This is a genomic window from Nocardioides sp. LS1 (assembly GCF_003865225.1).
GTDB lineage: Bacteria > Actinomycetota > Actinomycetes > Propionibacteriales > Nocardioidaceae > Nocardioides > Nocardioides ginsengisegetis.
Window position 1 is genome coordinate 1,954,956 of the sequence record NZ_BIFF01000002.1, and the last position, 19,296, is coordinate 1,974,251.

Sequence of the window (19,296 nt, forward strand, 5' to 3'; positions counted from 1 at the left end):
GTCGGCCGGCGGCGCGCTGTCGGCACGGGCTTCGCCCGCGCCGCCCGCATGCGCGGGCGCCTTGATCTGGTGCTGGGGGTCCTGTGTGCGCAGGATCATCATTCCTGGGCCCTCGGTGATGATCCTGCGCACTCCTGCGGTCGGAATCACCGGTTAACCGGTGATTCCGACGTTCGCGGGGGTACGCCTGGGGCGGGGCGGGGCGGCGACGGAGCGCAGCGGCCCACCCGATCCACCGGATCGAGCGACTCAGGCCGGCAGGTCTTCCGCGTCCACGATCCGGTAGGCGTAGCCCTGCTCGGCGAGGAACCGCTGCCGGTTCTGGGCGAAGTCGGCGTCGACGGTGTCGCGGGAGACGATCGTGTAGAAGTGCGCGGTCTTGCCCTCGGACTTGGGCCGCAGCAGCCGGCCGAGGCGCTGGGCCTCCTCCTGGCGCGACCCGTAGGACCCGGACACCTGGATCGCGACCTCGGCGGAGGGCAGGTCGATGGAGAAGTTGGCGACCTTCGAGACCACCAGCAGCCCGATCTCACCGGTGCGGAACGCCTCGAAGAGCCGCTGCCGCTCCTTCACCGGGGTCTCGCCCTTGATGACCGGCGCGTCGAGGGCGGCGGCGATCTCGTCGAGCTGGTCGATGTACTGGCCGATGACCAGGGTCGGCTGGCCGGGGTGGGCGGCCACGAGCTCGCGCACCACGTCGATCTTGTGGTGCGTGCAGGACGCCAGCCGGTAGCGCTCCTCCGGCTCGGCGGTCGCGTAGACGAGCCGCTCGTTGGTGGGCAGCGTGACCCGGACCTCGATGCAGTCGGCGGGCGCGATCCAGCCCTGCGCCTCGATGTCCTTCCACGGGGCGTCGTACCGCTTGGGGCCGATCAGGGAGAACACGTCGCCCTCGCGTCCGTCCTCGCGCACGAGCGTCGCGGTCAGCCCGATCCTGCGCCGCGCCTGCAGGTTGGCGGTCATCCGGAAGATCGGCGCGGGCAGCAGGTGCACCTCGTCGTAGACGATCAGCCCCCAGTCGCGGGCGTCGAGCAGCTCGAGGTGGGAGTAGACGCCCTTCCGGCGGGTGGTCATCACCTGGTAGGTCGCGATGGTGACCGGCCGGATCTCCTTGACCGAGCCGGAGTACTCGCCGATCTCGTCCTCGGTCAGGGAGGTACGCCGGACCAGCTCGTCCTTCCACTGGCGGGCCGAGACCGTGTTGGTGACCAGGATCAGGGTCGTGGCCTGGGCGTGGGCCATCGCGGCCGCACCGACCAGGGTCTTGCCGGCGCCGCAGGGGAGCACGACCACGCCGGAGCCGCCGTGCCAGAAGGAGTCGGCGGCGTCGCGCTGGTAGTCGCGCAGGTGCCAGGCGGTCTCGTCGAGGGCGATCGGGTGGGCCTCGCCGTCGACGTAGCCGGCGAAGTCCTCGGCCGGCCAGCCCAGCTTGAGCAGCGCCTGCTTGACGTTGCCCCGCTCGGAGGCGTGCACGACCACGGTGTCGTCGTCGATGCGGTTGCCGAGCATCCCCGCGATCTTCCTGGCGCGCAGCACCTCCTCGAGCACCGGCCGGTCGTTGGAGACCAGGACCAGGCCGTGGACGGGGTGCTTCTCGAGGCGCAGCCGACCGTAGCGGGCCATCGTCTCGGCGACGTCGACCAGCAGGGCGTGCGGGACGGCGTAGCGGCTGTACTCGAGCAGGGTGTCGACCACCTGCTCGGCGTCGTGGCCGGCGGCCCGGGCGTTCCACAGGCCGAGCGGCGTGAGCCGGTAGGTGTGCACGTGCTCGGGGGAGCGCTCGAGCTCGGCGAACGGCGCGATCGCCTTGCGGCAGTCGGGCGCGCGCTCGTGGTCGATCTCGAGCAGGAGCGTCTTGTCCGACTGGACGATCAGGGGGCCGTCATTCATAGAAGCCCCAGCGTACGGACCGAGGCCTCACGCGGTGGCGACGGCCTTCTGGCGGGCGCGGTAGGCCGCGACGTTGGCCCGCGAGGAGCACCGGTCCGAGCAGTAGCGCCGGGACTGGTTGGGGGAGGTGTCGACGTACACGTTGGTGCAGGGGGTGGCCGAGCAGACGCCGAGCCGCGAGGGCCCGAGGTCGCAGACCAGGGTGGCCAGGCCGAGCAGGGACTCACCCACGAGCAGCTCGGCGACCGAGGCGGACTCGGTGGCCACGTGGAGGTGCAGGTCGGACGGGTCGTGGTCGGAGATGCGCGGGGTGATCGGGTGCCGGACCATCAGCTCGTTGAGCCCGTCGATCACGCCCTGGGTGTCGCCGGCTCCGGAGGCCTCGAAGACCGGCCGCAGCTCGCGCTGGAACTTGCGCAGCAGCATGCAGTCGCGGTCGGTGCACGAGTCGTGCAGCCACTCACGACCCACGAGGTGCCCGACGAGGGCGTCGACGTCGTTGATCTCCGTGTTGAGGAGGTTGGCCGACGCCTCGGCGTACCGGATGAAATCCACGAGCCGATCCTACGGCTGGGTGTCCACGACTTTGACGGTCGTGATGCGATGCACGGCAAAGGTCCTGGTGTCGTCGCTACGGTGGTCGTGCGCGGTGAGCTGGCCGCCCTCCACGCGCAGGGGGTCGACGAGGCGGTCCGAGCTGGACCCGTGGTTGTCGACGTAGCCGATCAGGACGGTCGCGCCGGCCTCCACCGCCTCGCGCAGCGCGGCCATCGAGCCGCTCGGGGTCAGGGCCGCCGCGGGCGTCACCGGCCGGGTCGCGGCGACGCGGTCGCCGGCCCGTACGGCGGTCAGGACCTGCGAGACCTGGGCGCTCTCGTGGGCGGCCCGGACGGCGCTCCCGCGGCGTTCCCTGCGGGTCCGGGCCCGCAGCAGGTCGGGCCGCGCGACACGGACGGTCCCGTCGGCGGCCTCGACCACGGGGGCCGCGCCGAGGTCGCGCAGCCGGGGCAGGAGCACGTCGATCGGCGTCGTCGAGATCAGCACCGTCGGGGCCAGCCGGTGCAGTCCGAGGGTCGCCGCCTTCGGGTGGTGGAGCAGCTCGGTCAGGGCGTGCTCGTCGTCGGCCCGCAGGAACGCCTCGGCGTGCCCGACCCGGACCGTGCCGAAGGTGCGGGCGGTGTCGTCGACGAGGTAGGTCAGCGGCTGCGGGACGGGGGTGCGGGAGACCGTCCCGACGAAGTCGTGGATCTCCACGGCCGTCCAGCCGGTGTCGAGGGCACGGCGGACGGAGCCGGGCGTGAAGCGATAGACCGTCGCGCCGCCGCGCGACTCCACGTCGGCCAGGAGCTGGAGGGTCCGCGCGAGTGACGACTCGAGCGGACCGGGTGCGACGGCGGTGAGGTCGGCCTGGATGAGGACGTGGTCGACCGGGGCGGGCATCAGGTCCGCGAGGGCCGCGACGGCCTCCGCGGTGTCGCCCGCCAGCAGCGAGCGGGAGTACGACGCGAGCCCGCCGAGGCCGGTGACGCCGAGCGTGGCCGCCTCGGTGACGGCCCACACGAGCTGGTCCGCGCGGGTGCGGGGCCGGCGCGGCCGCAGCCACTCGACCCGGGCGACCAGCGAGGGGAGGCCGGTCCCGCTCGCCAGCACCTGGCCGGACGGCAGGTCGGCCAGGGCCTCGAGGGTCATCCGGCGGCTCTCGACCTGGGTGATGCCGGAGAGCTCGGGGGACAGGGCGTTCCAGGTCTTGCCGGCCGGGTCCTTGTGCCCGACGAGCCCGGTCATCCGCGGGCTGTCGAGCCAGGCGCGGACCACCGCTGCCCACCGCTCGGCCATCGGCTTGGCCGTCCAGAGGTCGAAGGCGTCGGTCGGGACCCAGACCGGGTTGCCCTGGGGGTCGGACATGGTGCCGAGCAGACCTGCGTCGTGGGCGACCTCGACCACCAGCGCGGCGGTCGGCTCGTCGACGTGCAGGGCCAGCGCGGTCGCCCGGAGGTCACGCACGCCGAGGCCACCGCTGCGCAGCTCGCCCGGGGGCGTGCTGCCCCACTGGTCCAGCAGCAGCTCGATCCGGCGCACGGCCTCGAACGCCGCCCCGGCCGCGGTCCGGTCGACCTGGGCCTGGTCGCGGTCGCTGGTGATGAGCTCGGGCAGGTCGTCGACGGGCTCGGTCGTCGTACGCCCGCCGCGCAGCGCGATGCCCACCTCGCCGGGCAGGACCACGACCCCGCCGCCGCGGGGCACCAGCAGCCGCCGCGCCAGCAGCTCCTCGGCCGGCGTCGCGGCGTCCTCCGGCAGGACCGTGTGCCGGGCGGTGCCGGTCGTGGCCTCGCCCCCGTGGTCGGCGACGTGCCGGAGCAGGGCGAGCGCCGGCTCCGAGAGCTCTCCGAGCAGGCTCGCCACGTCGGACGGGGGCTCGGCCGACATCGCACGCAGGCCACTCACCCCGGGACTGCCCATCAGCCCGTCGGCCACCCCGCTCAGCGGGCGCAGGCCCTGCGGTGACTCCCAGACCAGGGCGAGCGCGAGCAGCCGCGCCGCCGCCGTCTCGACGGCCTCGGGCGCGGCCCGCACGATCGAGGCGAGCTCCTCCGATGTGGTTTGACCTGCAACCACGAGGGCATCAAGGACGCAGAGCTCGAGCCGCGTCAGGTGGTCGAGCGCACGCAGCAACGAAGACCGGGTGGCCGCTCGCGAGGCGAGCTGGCCGAAGTCGTGGGGGGCCGGAGTGGCGAGATCGGGACGCTCGACGAGCAGTCGGGACAGCCGATCGTCCGACCAGGCGCGCAGCTGGTCGGCGAGGGTGCGGAACCCGTCTCGGGCGGCAGATCCGGACATCCCTCCCACGCTACTAGGGATCCGGGAGCGCGCCCTGTTCCTCGCCGGTGTCCCAGGGCCTACGCTGCCGCCCACTCAGGAGGTGGGATGGCAACGGGGATGAACAACGTCGAGCTCCATCACGGAGCGGCGACCGACGTCGGACTGGTGCGCGAGGTCAACGAGGACAGCTACCTCGCCGCGCCGCCGGTCTTCGTCGTGGCCGACGGGATGGGCGGGCACGAGGGCGGCGACGTGGCGAGCGCCATCGTGGTCGAGGAGTTCGGGCGCCTCGCGGACGCGGGCTACGACCCGCGTCGCGGCGCCGACGTCGTCGCGTCCACGCTGGCGGCCTGCCAGGACCGCATCGCGGAGTACGGCGCAGCCCAGCGTGCCCGCGGCGCCTCACGCTTCCACGCCGGCACCACCGCCGTCGTCGCGCTCCTCGTGGAGGACGACGACGGCCCCAAGTGGCTGCTGGCCAACCTCGGCGACTCCCGGATCTACCGTTTCAACGACGGCCTGCTCGAGCAGGTCAGCGTGGACCACAGCGTCGTCCAGGAGCTGGTCGAGGCCGGGGCGATCACCGCCGACGACGCCGCCACCCACCCCGAGCGACACGTCATCACCCGCGCGCTCGGCGGGCCCGAGCGCGTCGAGGCCGACTACTTCCTCCTCCCGCTGGCCTCGGTCGAGCGGCTCGTGCTGTGCTCCGACGGCGTGACCGGGATGATCGATGACGGCGTGATCGCGGCGATCCTCGGTGAGGTCTCCGACCCCCGCGACGCGGCCGACCGGATGGTGGCCGCCGCGGTGCAGGCTGGTGGCAAGGACAACGCGACGGCGGTCGTCGTCGATGTGGTGGGATTGATGACCGCGACGTCCTACGACTCCGAGCGCCAGCGAGTGAGTCTCGAACAGAAGCTGGGAGCCCTGCCATGAGCGAGGACCACGACGCCACCACCCGGTCGTACCGACCCGGTGACTGGTTCGGCATCTTCGGCGAGAACGCGACCGTGATCCTGCCCCCGACCGAGAAGCCGCGGGTCGCCGCGCTCTGGGAGCTGCTGGACGCCGGTGCCGGGTTCGACGAGGCGCTCGACGCCCTCATCGCCTCGGGCCTGCGCGAGCTCCCGGGCTTCGTGCTGGTCAGCGAGGGCGACGGCGAGACCAAGGTCGTCCTCCGGGGTGCCGCCACGGCGACGTTCACCGTCGAGGGCGCCCCCGTCGTGGTCGAGGGCTCCAGCGCCAGCACCTGGGTGGAGCGGTCGCTGCGCGGCGTCACCGCGATGGTCGTCGAGGTGGCCGAGGCGGAGGGCGACGCCGAGGGCGTGGACCTGGTCATCGGCGGCGGCCTGGTGCGGGTCGGCCGCGTCGACCAGCCGCCCCACCTCGCCGTGCAGCCGGGCGAGCACCGTGCCGAGCCCGTGCCCGAGCCCGAGCCCGACGACGAGCCGGACACCGACGCGGTGGCCGTCGTCGAGTCGCCGTTCGACCCCGAACCTGAGCCCGAACCTGAGCCCGAGCCGGAGGTCGAGGACGAGGAGCCCGAGAACGGACCCGCCACCGAGGCGTGGCTCCCCGGCTTCCCCCCGCTGCCGGCCGAACCTCCCACCCACGACGGCGACCACGACGGCGAGACCCAGGCGGTCGGCTGGGACGCCGACGAGCTCGGGCGCCCGCAGCCCGGGATCCCCGGCCAGCCGCCCGCGCCCCCGGTGACCGCTCGTCCGGTCGCCACGCTGACCTTCTCCAGCGGCGAGACCGTCGACGTCGACCGCGCGGTCCTCGTCGGTCGTGCCCCTGAGGCGCGACGGTTCACCTCGACCGAGCAGCCGCGGCTGGTGACCGTGCCGAGCCCCAACCAGGAGATCTCCTCCACCCACCTGGAGATCCGGCCGGGCTCCGGCGTCGACCACGGCTCGGCGGTCGTCACCGACATGGGCTCGACCAACGGGACCGTCGTCGTGCAGCCCGGCCTGCCCCCGGAGAACCTCCAGCCCGGCATCGCCGTCCAGCTCATCCCGGGCGCCGTCATCGACCTCGGTGACGGGGTCTCGATCCAGGTGAGCAACCCCTGAGCGCGCTGACCGACGTCGTCCCCGAGGCCTCGACCTTCCCGGCCGCGGAGCTGGACCGACGCTTCTACGCCTTCACCCTCGACCGGCTGATCGCGTGGACGCTCGACGGGCTCGCCGCCGTCGTGGCCTGGCGACTCCTCATCGACCGCGACCACGTGGGGGCCGCCGGCGTCGCGGTGATCCTCGCCGTGGTCCTGCTGGTGGGGCTGGGCTTCTCGGTCCTGCTCGGACTGCGCGGCACGTCGCCGGGCAAGGCCGCCCTCGGCCTGCGGGTGGTCTCGGACGCGACCGGCACGCCGATCGGTGTGCCCGCGGCGCTGCTGCGCCAGCTCGTCCTGGGGATCTCGACGTTGCCGACGTTCGGGCTGGGCGTCGCCACCCTCGCCTGGACCGCGGTGATGGACCCCGGCCGCCAGCGCCGGGGCTGGCACGACCACCTGACCCACGGGATCGTGGTCGACGTACGCCCGATCCCCGAGCTCGTCGAGGAGGCCCCCAGCGGGCCGCGGCACATCGTCAACCTGACCGCGATGCGCCTGGTCCCTGCTCCCCAGGCGGCGCCGGTCCCGACGCCGTCGCGGCCACGGACGCGTACGCCACAGCCGCAGCAGCCACCGCAGCCGCCGCCCGTGCCACCGGCCGCACCGCCGGCCGCACCGGCCGCCCGGAAGCTCCAGATCGGCGAGCCGCTGGTGGCCCCGCCGTCGATCCCGCCGACCGCTCCGCCGCCGCTCCCGCCGGCGGCGACGGGTCCGCCCACGGCCGAGCGCACGGTCATCCGCACCGACGGGAAGGTGCTGGCCCGGTGGCGGGTCAGCTTCGACTCGGGGGAGTCGTTCCTCGTCGAGGGCCTGGCCCTGGTCGGCCGGCGTCCCGAGCCGCGTCCGGGTGAGCCCGTGCGCCACCTCGTGCCGCTGCGGAGCAGCGACATGTCGCTGTCCAAGACTCACGCCCAGTTCCAGGTCGCGGCCGACGGGGTGCTGGTCGTGATGGACCGTGGCTCCACCAACGGCTCGATCCTGCTCCGCCAGGGCGTCACCCGTGAGCTCGCGGCCGGCAAGCCGACGACCCTGGTCGACGGCGACCGGGTCCGTTTCGGCGACCGGACGATGACGGTGGCCCGCGAGGCCTGACCCCGGCTTCCGGACACTTCGGTAACGAAGCGGTAACGATGCCGTGGCGACCGTTCTGCATGCGGCCTTTTCGGAGTCAACTGCTCCGGCATCCGTGACCTGAGTCACCCCTGAGATCCATGGGGTGCAGGGGACGGATCGCGATTTCGGGATGTTGTGCTCATCGCCGCGACCAGCGGCTCAACGGGAGGCATGCATGAGAAGGACCAAGCTCGTCGCGCTCGCGACGGCTTCTCTGATCAGCGCGGCGATCACGCTGCCGCTGACGTCGATGGAGGCGGGCGCCACGTCCGCCGCGCCGCACGCCGCACCGGGCAACGCCCAGGCGGACGCGGCCAGCGTGAAGGTGGGCTCCGACTCGCTGACGCGCCCGTGGCAGAAGAAGTTCGAGGCCCGCAACCAGGCGGCCCTGGAGAAGCAGCTGCGCTCCGGTGGTCGCAGCACGGGCGACTCGGTCAAGGTGGGCAAGAACGCCTACGGCCGCGTCGCGCAGCACGGCACCGACCGGATCTTCGTGGTCCTGGCGGAGTTCGGTGACACCGAGCACTCGGCCTACCCCGACGGCGACTCCGACGCCCTGCGCGTCAACGGCCCGCGCCACAACCAGATCCCGCGTCCGGACCGGACCACGGACAACTCCACCAACTGGCAGAGCGACTACAACCAGTCGCACTACCAGGACATGTACTTCAACCGGATGGCGAGCTTCTACAGCCAGGAGTCGCACGGCAAGTACACCGTCGACGGCAAGGTCGCCGACTGGGTGCGCGTGCCCTTCAACGAGGCGCGCTACGGCCGCAACGTCTGCGGCGGCATCGTCTGCAACAACACCTGGTTCCTGATCCGTGACGCCCTCGCCGAGTGGACCCAGGCCAAGCTGGACGACGGCTGGACCATGACCCGGATCCAGAGCTACCTGAAGACGTTCGACCACCAGGACCGCTACGACTTCGACGGTGACGGCAACTTCAACGAGCCCGACGGCTACATCGACCACTTCCAGATCGTCCACGCGGGCGGCGACGAGGCGGACGGCGACCCGACGTACGGCGAGGACGCCATCTGGTCGCACCGCTGGTACGCCCAGATCTCCCCGTTCGGCACCGGCCCGACGGACGGCGGCCAGTTCGGCGGCGTCAACGTCGGCTCCGGCGGCCTCTCCGACCCCAACGGCGCGAAGGTCGAGATCCCGAACAACCCGACCGGTGTCTGGGTCGGTGACTACACCATCCAGCCCGAGAACGGCGGCCTGTCGGTCTTCTCGCACGAGTTCGGCCACGACCTCGGCCTGCCCGACCTCTACGACACCTCCGGCAACAGCGGCGGTGCGTCCAACAGCGTCGAGTTCTGGTCGCTGATGAGCCAGTCCCGCGGCACCGCGCCCGGCGACACAGGCATCGGTGACCGGCCCATGCCGTTCGGCGCCTGGGAGAAGTTCCAGCTCGGCTGGCTCGACTACGACGTGGAGCGCGCGGGTCACACCTCGACGCACGTCATCCGTCCCGGCCAGTCCACCACGGGCTCGGCCTCCAACGGCCTGGTCGTGCTGCTGCCCAACAAGACGGTCGTCACCAACCTGGGCGCGCCGTGCGACACCTGCGGCGAGCGCTACTACTTCAGTGGCTCGGGCGACGACCTGAACAACACGATGACGCGCGACGTCACCGCGGGCGGTGCCCTCACCGCGAAGGTCCGCTACGACATCGAGGAGGGCTACGACTACGCCTACCTCGAGGCCTCCAGCGACGGCGGCGCCACCTGGGCCTCCCTCCCGACCAGCCAGAGCTTCACCGGTGAGGACCAGTCCGGCGCCGGCGACGGCACCGGCATCTCCGGCACCACCGACGGCGCCTGGGTCGACCTGACGGCCGACGTGCCCGCGGGCACCAACGCCATCCGGTTCCGCTACGCCACCGACGGTGGCGTCGCCCTGGCCGGCTTCCAGGTCGACAACATCGCCATCGACGGCACCGACCTCGGCACCGCCGAGACCGGTGACGAGGGCTGGACGATGGACGGCTTCAAGACGACCAACGGCAGCGAGTCGGCGTCGTACCTCAACGCCTACTTCGTGGACAACCGCCAGTACGTCGGCCGCGACAAGCTGCTCAAGCACCTGTACAACTTCAAGGACGCCGCGCACCAGCCGAACATGGTGGAGTTCTTCCACTTCAACCCGGGCGCCCTGATCTCGTACTGGGACACGTCGTACACCGACAACAACGTGGGCGACCACCCGGGCGGCGGCGAGATCCTGCCGGTCGACGCGCACACGATGCTCAACCACTACCCGGACGGCAGCATCGCCCGGACCCGCGCCAACACCGCCGACTCCACGTTCGGCCTGGCGTACGTCAAGAAGCAGACCCTGCACATCAACGGTGAGGCCTACAGCCTCGCCGCGCAGTCGGCCCAGCCGCTCTTCGACGACATGCAGGACTGGTGGTACGACAGCGACGAGCACGGCGGCAGCCCGCACCCGGGCTTCTACCAGCCGGGCTGGTTCTCGGTGAACGTGCCGAAGACCGGCACCACCATCCGGGTCCTGAAGGTCGCCGACAACGGCACCATGACGGTCCGGGTCGGCACCTCGAGCTGACGCACGACTGATCCACCGCTCCACCGACGGGCCCCGTCGATCCCTCCGGATCGGCGGGGTCCGTCGCACGTGCGGCCTCGCCTCGCGTACGTTCGGCCCGTGTCCGGCTCCTTCCTCGACCTCCTGCACAGCCAGGCGCCGCGCGCGGCGTTCGACGAGGTGGTGGCGGAGGCCGAGCGGGCCGGGGCCGGCCGTGAGGAGCTCGTCGAGATCCGGCGCCAGTGCGACGTCGCGCTGCGGCTGCGCGAGCTGATCGCGCGGCAGCGGGCCCGCGAGGCCGAGCTGTCCGCCCTCTACGACACCGCCAGCGACCTGACTGCGATCCGCGACGTCGACGCGATCCTGGCCGCGATCGTCCGCCGCGCCCGGCAGCTGCTCAACGCCGACATGACCTACCTCTCGCTCAACGACGAGGAGGAGGGGGCGTCGTACATGAAGGTGACCGACGGCGCCCTCACCCAGGAGTTCCGCACGCTGCGGCTGCCGCTCGGCACCGGCCTGCTCGGCCTGGTCGCGCAGACGGGGGCGCCGTACTTCACCGAGGACTACCAGTCCGACCTGCGCTTCCTGCACCGCGGCTACATCGACGCCGCGGTCGACGGCGAGGGGATCCGCGCGATCCTCGGGGTGCCGCTGGTGGTCGACGGCCGGGTGATCGGAGCCCTGCTCGCCGTGCACCGGACCGTGCGCCCGTTCCCGCCCGCGGAGGTCAGCCTGCTGACGTCGTTCGCCGCGCACGCCTCGGTGGCCCTGGAGAACGCCCGCCTGTTCGCCGAGATCGACGAGGCCAACCAGACGATGCGGGCGCACACCGCGGCCGTGGAGAGCGCCGCGAGCGCCCACGACCAGCTCACCGACCTGCTGCTGCACGAGGGCGGGGTCGACGAGGTCGCGCGCGTGCTGGCCGAGGTCCTCGGGGCGCGGCTGGCCGTCCACGACCACACGGGGGAGCTGCTCGCGGGCGACGCGGCACCGGAGGGCTGGCAGGACGCCGTCGCCGAGGCGGTCGCGTCCGGCCGGTCGGTCGCCGTGGGGGCGTCGTACGTTGCTGCGGCACTGGCCGGCACCGAGCACCTCGCCACCCTGGTCCTGCACGGTCGCGACCGGCCCCTGGAGCTGGCCGAGCGGCGCACGCTCGAACGGGGTGCCCTCGTCACCGCACTGGTGCTGCTGTTCGCCCGCACCGTCGCCCAGACCGAGGAGCGCCTCGGCGGCGAGCTGCTCATCGACCTGGTCGAGGGGGACGCGCCGGCCCTGCAGCTGCGGGAGCGGGCCCGCCGGCAGCGGGTCGTCCTCGAGGCGCCGCTGGCGTTCGCGGTCGCGGCCACGGACGGCCTGGAGCGGCACGCCGGCGTCCGGGTCGCCGCCCGGCTCGCGGCCCAGCAGCGCGGCCTCGCCGGCGAGCACCGCGGGGCCGTCGTGCTGCTCGTCCCCGGCGCGGACCCGGTCGCCGTGGGGCAGCGGCTCGCCGACGCGGTCGCCGAGGCGGGTGGCGTGGCCACGGTGGGCGTGGAGGCAGCCGACCCGGAGACGCTGCGGACGTCGTACGCCGAGGCACGGCGCTGCCTGGACACGCTGGTCACCCTGGGCCGGACCGGTGACGTGAGCGACCCCGCGGGGCTCGGCCTGACCCGGCTGCTGCTCGGCGACAACGGCCCCGAGCAGCTCGGGGAGTACGTCGAGACGACGCTGGGCCCCGTGCTCGCCTACGACGCCCAGCGCGGCACCAGCCTGCTGGAGACGCTCGAGGCGTGGTTCGCCTCGGGGAGCCGGGTCAAGGACACCGGGGAGGCGCTGCACGTGCACCCCAACACCGTCGTGCAGCGGCTCGACCGGATCGGCGAGCTGCTCGGGGCCGACTGGCGCGAACCCGGCCGTGGGCTGGACCTGCAGCTGGCGCTGCGGGTGCACCGGCTGCGCCGCGGCCACGGCGACGGGTAGCCCTGAGACACACTGTTCGGCTGCGATGATGTGCCACAGCCACATGGGCCGTGGCGTCGTGCCGCGCCTAGCGTGGCAGTCATGCAGGAGACCGCTGTCACACCGCTCGCCCACCGCACCGCCCTCGTCACCGGGGGCGCCAGCGGCATCGGCGCCGCCGTGGCCACGAAGCTGGCCGAGCTCGGCGCCGCCGTCACGGTCCTGGACCGCGACGACGAGGGAGCGGCCAAGGTGGCGGCCGCGATCGGCGGGGACCACCGGGCCATCGACCTGACCGACGGCGCCGCGATCGACGCCCTCGACGTCGAGGCCGACATCCTGGTCAACAACGCCGGCGTCCAGCACGTCGCGGCGATCGAGGACTTCGACCCCGACCAGTGGGTGCTGATCCAGAAGCTGATGCTCGAGGCTCCGTTCCGCCTCGCGCGGCGGCTGCTGCCGGGGATGTACGACCGCGGCTTCGGCCGGATCGTGCACGTCTCCAGCGTCCACGGGCACCGTGCGTCGCCGTACAAGGCGGCGTACGTCAGCGCCAAGCACGGCCTGGAGGGCCTGTCCAAGGTGATCGCCCTGGAGGCCGCCGGCAAGGGCGTCACCAGCAACACCGTGTGCCCCGGCTACGTGCGCACCCCGCTCGTCGAGGGGCAGATCGCGGCGCAGGCCGAGTCCCACGGCATCGCCGAGGACGACGTCCTCGACGACGTGCTGCTGGCCCGCACCCCGGTGAAGCGGCTCGTCGAGCCCGAGGAGGTGGCCGACATGGTCGCCTACCTCTGCGGCACCAACGCCGCGTCGGTCACCGGCTCCTCCTTCCTCCTCGACGGCGGCTGGACCGCCCAGTAGGACCACCCAGACCTCGCACCACCCGCAGCACCGCAGCGCCCATCACCCGTGCAGGATTCGAAAGGACCACCGCATGACCACGCAGACCATCCCGACCGAGGACCGAGGGACCGGCTCCGGCAGCCGCTCCGTCGGCAAGGTCGTCTTCGCCAGCCTGATCGGCACCGCGACCGAGTGGTACGACTTCTTCCTGTTCGGATCGGCCGCCGCGCTGGTCTTCGGCGAGGTCTTCTTCGGCCAGATCGGTGGCACCACCGGCACCCTCTACGCCTTCATGACCTACGCGCTCGGCTTCGTGGCGCGGCCCATCGGCGGCGTGGTCTTCGGTCACTTCGGTGACCGGGTCGGCCGCAAGAAGATGCTGGTCGCCTCGCTGCTGATGATGGGCATCGGGACGTTCGCGATCGGCCTGCTGCCGACGTACGCCTCGATCGGCATCGCCGCCCCGATGCTGCTGGTCTTCTGCCGGCTCCTGCAGGGCTTCGCGGTCGGGGGCGAGTGGGGTGGCGCGGTGCTGATGGCCGCCGAGCACGGCAGCGACGGCTGGCGCGGCTTCTGGTCCTCGTGGCCGCAGGCCGGCGTGGCGCTGGGCAACCTGCTCGCCACCGGTGTGCTGTGGGTCCTCGCGGCCGTGCAGTCCGAGTCCGCCTTCCTCGACTGGGGCTGGCGCATCCCGTTCCTGCTGAGCGCCGTGCTCGTCGCGGTCGGCCTGTGGGTCCGCCTGACCGTCGAGGAGTCGCCGGTCTTCCAGGAGGTCGCCGACCAGGTCGAGAAGAAGGACCGCGGCCTGCCGATCCTCGAGGTCATCAAGGAGTACCCCCGCGAGGTCTTCGTCGCGATGGGCATGCGCCTGGCCGAGAACATCAGCTACTACATCTTCACGGTCATCTCGATCACCTACGCCACGACCTACATCGCGGTGGACAAGCCGGTCATCCTGCGCGCGCTGCTCATCGGTGCGGCGATCCAGTTCTTCGTGGTGCCGGCCTTCGGTGCGCTCTCGGACAAGGTCGGCCGCCGGCCGCTCTACCTCGCCGGTGCCGTCGGCGTGGCGATCTGGACGTTCGTGTTCTTCAACCTGCTCGACACCAAGGAGCCGTCCAAGATCCTGCTCGGTGTCGTGGTCGGACTGATCCTGCACTCGCTGATGTACGCCCCGCAGGCGGCGTTCTTCTCCGAGCTCTTCGGCACCTCGGTCCGCTACACCGGCGCCTCGGTCGGCTACCAGCTCGCCTCGATCTTCGCCGGGGCGCTGGCCCCGATCCTGGCCCTCAAGCTGCTCGGCGACGTCAACGACGGCAACACCACGGCGGTCGGCATCTACGTCGCCATCGCCTCGGCGCTGACCATCATCGCGGTGCTCTTCGCCCACGAGACGAAGGCGTCCTCACTGCGCCACGACCGCGTCCTCGAGTAACGCCGACCCGTCGTATCTTGACGGTCACACGCGCCGACCCGTCGTCAATTGACGACGGGTCGGCGCGTTTCTGCGTGAAGAAGCGACGGGTCAGTGGGTGGAGAGCACCTGGATGACGGTCTCGCCGGGGCACTGGGCGGACTCCCGGATCGCCCAGCGGCCGCGGTAGCCGTTGCCGGTCCACTCGGCCTCGGCGTCGTGCGCCTCGGTCTCCCCGGACTCCACCTCGTAGCCTGCGTCGGCGACGTCCTTGTTCATGAACTCCAGCACGTCCTTGAAGGCGCTGCCGGTGACCGCCGTGACGATGATGCCGTCGGTGCCCCGGTCCTCGACGTTGTACGCCGTGCTCTTGGCCGGGAACGGCCAGTCACCCGGGAACCCGTCGGGCCAGGGGGTCGCCGCGGCCGTGGCGTCGGCCAGGCACGTCGACTGGTCCGCGACGCTGGAGAACTGCTCCCCGGGGTCCTTGTCGCTCTCGTTCGAGGAGTCGGAGCCGCAGCCCGCGGTGCCGGCCAGGAGCGCAGCCGTCGCCAGCGTCGCCAGCAGGCGGGAACCACCCCTCAACGCAGCACCGACTGGGCGAGCTTGTTGTCGGTCTCGTCGGTCTCGACGAGCGTGTTGGTCGGATCGACCACGGCGGTCACGGTGTGGCTGCGCGTCCCGCTGGGCTTCCAGGTCACCGTGAACGAGCGCGACTCACCCGGGGCCAGCGCGGTCGCGGGGGTCATGCCGACCTGCTTGCGACCGTCGAGGACCTCGGCCTGGATCCCGCTCAGGGCGCGGTTCCCGGTGTTGGTCAGCTCGACCAGGGCGCTGAACCGGCCGTCGCTCTGCTTGGTGACCGTCAGCGAGGAGAGCGTCACGTTGGTCGTCGCCGGGTCGTAGGTCGCGTCGAGGGTCTTGCCGCCGGCCTGGCGGGCGATGGTGGCGTAGGCGTCGCGACCGACGTGCTGCGGGTCGGTGACGCAGGCGTTGATGCACCCGTCGGCGAAGCCGACCTCGACGCGGCCGTGGTCGTCGGTCGTCACGTCGATGAAGTCGAGCAGGTTGCGGTCGTTGCCGCAGGCCGTGCCGCCGGTGCAGATGGAGCCGACCTGGACCGGGTCGTTCGGGGTGGCGTCGCTGGTCACCCAGGTCTTGCCGCCGTCGTACGTCGTGTCGATGTAGAGGTGCCACTCGCCGTGGAAGTTGGCCTGGTCCTGGTAGTTGCCGCCCGTCGGGGTGCCGAGGTAGGCGAACGCGGCGCGGTCGTCGTCACCGGCCACGATGGTGGGGAACACGGCGTTCTTGATGCCGAAGGCGGTGCCGACGGCCTGGCGGTCGGTCCAGGTCTTGCCCTGGTCGTGGCTCACGGCCACGCCCGGGACGCCGCTGCCGTCGACATAGCCGAAGTAGAGCGTGCCGTTGGCGCCGGTGGCAACGCTCGGGTCGGAGTCGCTCGGGGTCGTGCCCGGGACCGGGTTGACCGTCCACGTCGTCCCGTTGTCGGTGGAGCTGATGACCGCCTGGTTCGAACCGCAAGCCTTGTTGGGGAAGTACGCCGTGCCGTCGGGAGCCACCTTCACGTGGCCGTGCAGCCCGTCGCAGTCCAGGAGGCTGTAGGTGGGCACGCCTGCGCCGAAGGTGGTGCCGCCGTCACGCGAGACCGCGCAGAACGCGGTCGCGATGTCCTGGGAGCAGTAGTAGACGGCGTTCGGGTAGCTCGAGGTGGGCAGGGCGCCCACGCCGTTGGCCGAGAACGCGCCGCCGCCGAGCGTCTGGTGGTCGACGCCGCTGGGGATGCCGCCGCCGGTGCTGGGGTGCCAGGTCGCGCCGTCGTCGTCGGTGTAGCAGGTGAAGGAGTCGACGCCGGTGAGCTGCGACTCGAACGTGCGCCCCGTGGCGTGGTCGGTGAACAGGATCGGGTCGAGGCTGATCGTCGAGCCCTGGGGGCAGCCGTTGCCCGCGTTGGCCGAGACGTCGGACCAGTGCGGGGTGGCCGGCGAGGTCGTGTCGTCCCAGGTGACGGCGTACGTCGAGAGGCTGGACTGGTAGGTCGTGGTGTCGGTGTTCCAGTTGTCGCCGATCGACGGCTCGCCGGCGTTGTCGGCGTCCGGCAGGGACGCCGGCGCCGCGAAGGTGTCGTACGCCGGTCCGGCGCCGGCCGTGCCCGTGCCGGTGCCGCCGCCCGTGCCACCGCCGGTGCCACCGGTGGTGGTCACCATCGACGCGGTCGCGGAGTAGGTGGAGCCGGTGGCCGAGTAGGGGACGACCCGGACGGTGTAGTCGCCCGTGGTCGGCGGCACGCTGACGGTCTCGGGGTCGGCGACGGAGGCGGCCGAGCCGACCACGTTGCCGGCGGCGTCGAGGACGTAGACGTCGAAGTCGGCGCTGGGGTCTGCCCAGCTGACGCTCACCTTGAGGGCGTGGTCGCTGCCGTAGCCCGCGGGCGTCGCGACGTGGAGCGTGAAGTCGTCACAGGGGTCGAGCAGGGCGTCGCACTGGGGCGGCGACAGCACGAGCGCGGAGGCGTTGTCGGTGGCGAAGGGCCCGCCGGTCCAGGTGACCGGGGAGCCGGAGTCGGTCAGCGTCCCCTCGGTGGGGGTCGCCGCGTCGGCGGTGCCAGCGGTGCCCGCGCTGCCGGCGGCGCCGGCGAGCAGGACGGCGGCGGCCAGCAGCCGCAAGCGTGAGGAGGAGAGGTGGGCGGGACGACCGAACACGGACGGATCCTTCCGAGAGCACAGCGTGGGAGGGCGAGCACCGCGGAGGGTGCCCGTCCGGGCAACGAGCGAAACGCGTCGACGTCACGCTCGCCCGGCGGACCGGGCGCTGACTAGGCTCAGCGCATGGTGGCCATGGAGTCCTACGCCCGGGGCGAGACCGAGCCCGCACTGCTCGAGGAGACCGTCGGGGACAACTTCGCCCGCACAGCAGCGGCCCATCCCGACCGGGACGCGCTGGTGGAGGTCGCGAGCGGCCGCCGCTGGACCTGGGCCGAGCTCGACCGTGACGTCGACGCCCTGGCGCGCGGGCTGATCGCGGCCGGCCTCGAGAAGGGCGACCGGGTCGGGATCTGGGCGCCCAACTGTGCGGAGTGGACGCTCGTCCAGTACGCCACGGCCAAGGCCGGCATCGTCCTGGTCAACGTCAACCCGTCGTACCGCACCCACGAGTTCGCCTACGCCGTGAACCAGTCGGGCCTGCGGATGCTCTTCGCCGCCACCGGCTTCAAGACCAGCGACTACCGCGCCATGGTCGAGGAGGTCGCGGGGGAGTGTCCCGCGCTGGAGCGGACGGTCTACGTCGACACCGACGACTTCGCCGCACTCGTGGCCGAGGGCGCGTCCGTCACCGCCGAGCGGCTCGCCGAGCGGATGGCCTCGCTGTCGCCGCACGACCCGATCAACATCCAGTACACCTCGGGCACGACCGGCCGGCCCAAGGGCGCGACCCTGAGCCACCGCAACATCCTTAACAACGGCTACTTCACGACCGAGCTGATCAACTTCACCGAGCAGGACCGGCTCTGCATCCCGGTGCCCTTCTACCACTGCTTCGGGATGGTGATGGCCAACCTCGGCTGCACCAGCCACGGCGCGACGATGGTGATCCCGGCGCCCGGCTTCGACCCGGAGGTCACCCTCCGCACGATCGAGGCCGAGCGGTGCACCGGCGTCTACGGCGTGCCGACGATGTTCATCGCGATGCAGAACCACCCGACCTTCGCCGACCACGACCTGTCGTCCCTGCGCACCGGGATCATGGCCGGGTCGATCTGCCCGGTCGAGGTGATGAAGCACTGCGTCCACGACATGCACATGGCGGAGGTGTCCATCGCCTACGGCATGACCGAGACGTCGCCTGTCTCGTGCCAGACCCGGGCCGACGACGACCTCGACCGGCGTACGTCGACCATCGGCCGCGTCCACCCGCACGTCGAGATCAAGGTGGTCGACCCGGTCACCGGAGAGACCGTGCCGCGCGGGGAGCCCGGGGAGTTCTGCACGCGCGGCTACTCGGTGATGCTGGGCTACTGGGACGACCCGGAGAAGACCGCCGAGGCGATCGACGCCGACGGCTGGATGCACACCGGCGACCTCGCCGAGATGCGCGAGGACGGCTACTGCAACATCGTCGGCCGGATCAAGGACATGGTGATCCGCGGCGGCGAGAACATCTACCCGCGCGAGATCGAGGAATTCCTCTACGCCCACCCCGACATCGAGGACGTTCAGGTGATCGGCGTCCCCGACGAGAAGTACGGCGAGGAGCTCTGCGCCTGGGTGAAGATGAAGGCAGGCGCGACCCCGCTCGACGCCTACGCGGTCCGGGCGTTCGCGAGCGGCAAGCTGGCCCACTACAAGATCCCGCGCTACGTCATGGTCGTCGAGGAGTTCCCGATGACCGTCACCGGCAAGATCCGCAAGGTCCAGATGCGCGAGGAGACCGCGACGAAGCTCGGCCTCTGAGTCGAGTCGATGCTCCTATGACGCGTCAAGCCGCGATGGCGGGGGTGTTGAGGGCTCGTAGGTCTTGTCGGAGCAGGGTGAAGAGTTCGCGGGCGAGGTAGCGCTTGAGCTTGCGGCGCAGGTGGGG

The 19,296-nt window shown here is 71.9% G+C and carries 13 protein-coding genes; 8 read left to right on the forward strand and 5 right to left on the reverse strand.

What is annotated here, in order from left to right:
* Positions 1-249: 249 nt before the first annotated feature.
* Genes EJF31_RS14025 through EJF31_RS14035 form a run of 3 tightly spaced genes read right to left on the reverse strand, consistent with a single transcriptional unit; the run spans position 250 to position 4,728 of the window.
* Positions 250-1,890, reverse strand: coding sequence for a DNA repair helicase XPB (locus tag EJF31_RS14025; protein ID WP_125037611.1), 1,641 nt, complete (start codon positions 1,888-1,890; stop codon positions 250-252).
* Positions 1,891-1,917: 27 nt separating this feature from the next.
* Positions 1,918-2,445, reverse strand: coding sequence for a CGNR zinc finger domain-containing protein (locus tag EJF31_RS14030; RefSeq protein ID WP_125037612.1), 528 nt, complete (start codon positions 2,443-2,445; stop codon positions 1,918-1,920).
* Between the two features lie 9 nt (positions 2,446-2,454).
* Positions 2,455-4,728, reverse strand: coding sequence for a helicase C-terminal domain-containing protein (locus EJF31_RS14035; RefSeq protein WP_125037613.1), 2,274 nt, complete (start codon positions 4,726-4,728; stop codon positions 2,455-2,457).
* An 87-nt stretch (positions 4,729-4,815) separates the two neighbouring features.
* On the opposite strand from EJF31_RS14035, the gene EJF31_RS14040 reads away from it, so the two are divergent.
* From EJF31_RS14040 to EJF31_RS14070, 7 genes are all read left to right on the forward strand, one after another.
* The gene (locus EJF31_RS14040; protein WP_260430842.1) at positions 4,816-5,649 is read left to right on the forward strand and encodes a PP2C family serine/threonine-protein phosphatase; all 834 of its coding nucleotides are present in this window, start codon (positions 4,816-4,818) and stop codon (positions 5,647-5,649) included.
* Positions 5,646-6,788, forward strand: coding sequence for an FHA domain-containing protein (locus EJF31_RS14045; RefSeq protein ID WP_125037614.1), 1,143 nt, complete (start codon positions 5,646-5,648; stop codon positions 6,786-6,788). Before EJF31_RS14040 ends, EJF31_RS14045 begins: the two co-directional genes overlap by 4 nt.
* 50 nt (positions 6,789-6,838) lie before the next feature.
* Positions 6,839-7,921: an RDD family protein gene (locus EJF31_RS14050; protein WP_260430861.1), complete on the forward strand. Its 1,083-nt coding sequence runs from the start codon at positions 6,839-6,841 to the stop codon at positions 7,919-7,921.
* 196 nt (positions 7,922-8,117) lie between these two features.
* Entirely contained in the window at positions 8,118-10,520 is a 2,403-nt protein-coding gene (locus tag EJF31_RS14055; RefSeq protein WP_125037616.1) for an immune inhibitor A domain-containing protein, read from the forward strand.
* A gap of 99 nt (positions 10,521-10,619) precedes the next feature.
* A complete protein-coding gene (locus EJF31_RS14060; RefSeq protein ID WP_125037617.1) occupies positions 10,620-12,461 on the forward strand; it encodes a GAF domain-containing protein in 1,842 nt (613 codons plus the stop codon).
* Between the two features lie 81 nt (positions 12,462-12,542).
* Positions 12,543-13,304, forward strand: coding sequence for a 3-hydroxybutyrate dehydrogenase (locus EJF31_RS14065; RefSeq protein ID WP_125037618.1), 762 nt, complete (start codon positions 12,543-12,545; stop codon positions 13,302-13,304).
* A 73-nt stretch (positions 13,305-13,377) separates the two neighbouring features.
* Positions 13,378-14,721: an MFS transporter gene (locus EJF31_RS14070; protein WP_125037619.1), complete on the forward strand. Its 1,344-nt coding sequence runs from the start codon at positions 13,378-13,380 to the stop codon at positions 14,719-14,721.
* A gap of 90 nt (positions 14,722-14,811) precedes the next feature.
* On the opposite strand, the gene EJF31_RS14075 is transcribed toward EJF31_RS14070, so the two are convergent.
* Positions 14,812-15,285 carry a hypothetical protein gene (locus EJF31_RS14075; RefSeq protein ID WP_125037620.1) on the reverse strand — a complete coding sequence of 158 codons (474 nt, stop codon included), beginning with the start codon at positions 15,283-15,285 and terminating at the stop codon, positions 14,812-14,814.
* Positions 15,282-17,420 (reverse strand): CARDB domain-containing protein, encoded by a 2,139-nt coding sequence (locus EJF31_RS14080; RefSeq protein WP_125037621.1) that lies wholly within the window; start codon positions 17,418-17,420, stop codon positions 15,282-15,284. The genes EJF31_RS14075 and EJF31_RS14080 overlap by 4 nt, the downstream gene beginning before the upstream one ends.
* 126 nt (positions 17,421-17,546) lie before the next feature.
* Between EJF31_RS14080 and EJF31_RS14085 the strand changes: the two genes are divergently transcribed.
* Positions 17,547-19,169, forward strand: a complete 1,623-nt coding sequence (locus EJF31_RS14085; RefSeq protein ID WP_307718976.1) for an AMP-binding protein — start codon at positions 17,547-17,549, stop codon at positions 19,167-19,169.
* Positions 19,170-19,296 lie beyond the last annotated feature (127 nt).

What these genes read in the sequence shown, in the direction of transcription:
- EJF31_RS14035 (WP_125037613.1), bottom strand. Translation starts at nt 4,728, where the DNA reads ATGTCCGGATCTGCCGCCCGAGACGGGTTCCGCACCCTCGCCGACCAG.
- EJF31_RS14040 (WP_260430842.1), top strand. Translation starts at nt 4,816, where the DNA reads ATGGCAACGGGGATGAACAACGTCGAGCTCCATCACGGAGCGGCGACC.
- EJF31_RS14065 (WP_125037618.1), top strand. Translation starts at nt 12,543, where the DNA reads ATGCAGGAGACCGCTGTCACACCGCTCGCCCACCGCACCGCCCTCGTC.
- EJF31_RS14025 (WP_125037611.1), bottom strand. Translation starts at nt 1,890, where the DNA reads ATGAATGACGGCCCCCTGATCGTCCAGTCGGACAAGACGCTCCTGCTC.
- EJF31_RS14055 (WP_125037616.1), top strand. Translation starts at nt 8,118, where the DNA reads ATGAGAAGGACCAAGCTCGTCGCGCTCGCGACGGCTTCTCTGATCAGC.
- EJF31_RS14045 (WP_125037614.1), top strand. Translation starts at nt 5,646, where the DNA reads ATGAGCGAGGACCACGACGCCACCACCCGGTCGTACCGACCCGGTGAC.
- EJF31_RS14070 (WP_125037619.1), top strand. Translation starts at nt 13,378, where the DNA reads ATGACCACGCAGACCATCCCGACCGAGGACCGAGGGACCGGCTCCGGC.
- EJF31_RS14085 (WP_307718976.1), top strand. Translation starts at nt 17,547, where the DNA reads ATGGTGGCCATGGAGTCCTACGCCCGGGGCGAGACCGAGCCCGCACTG.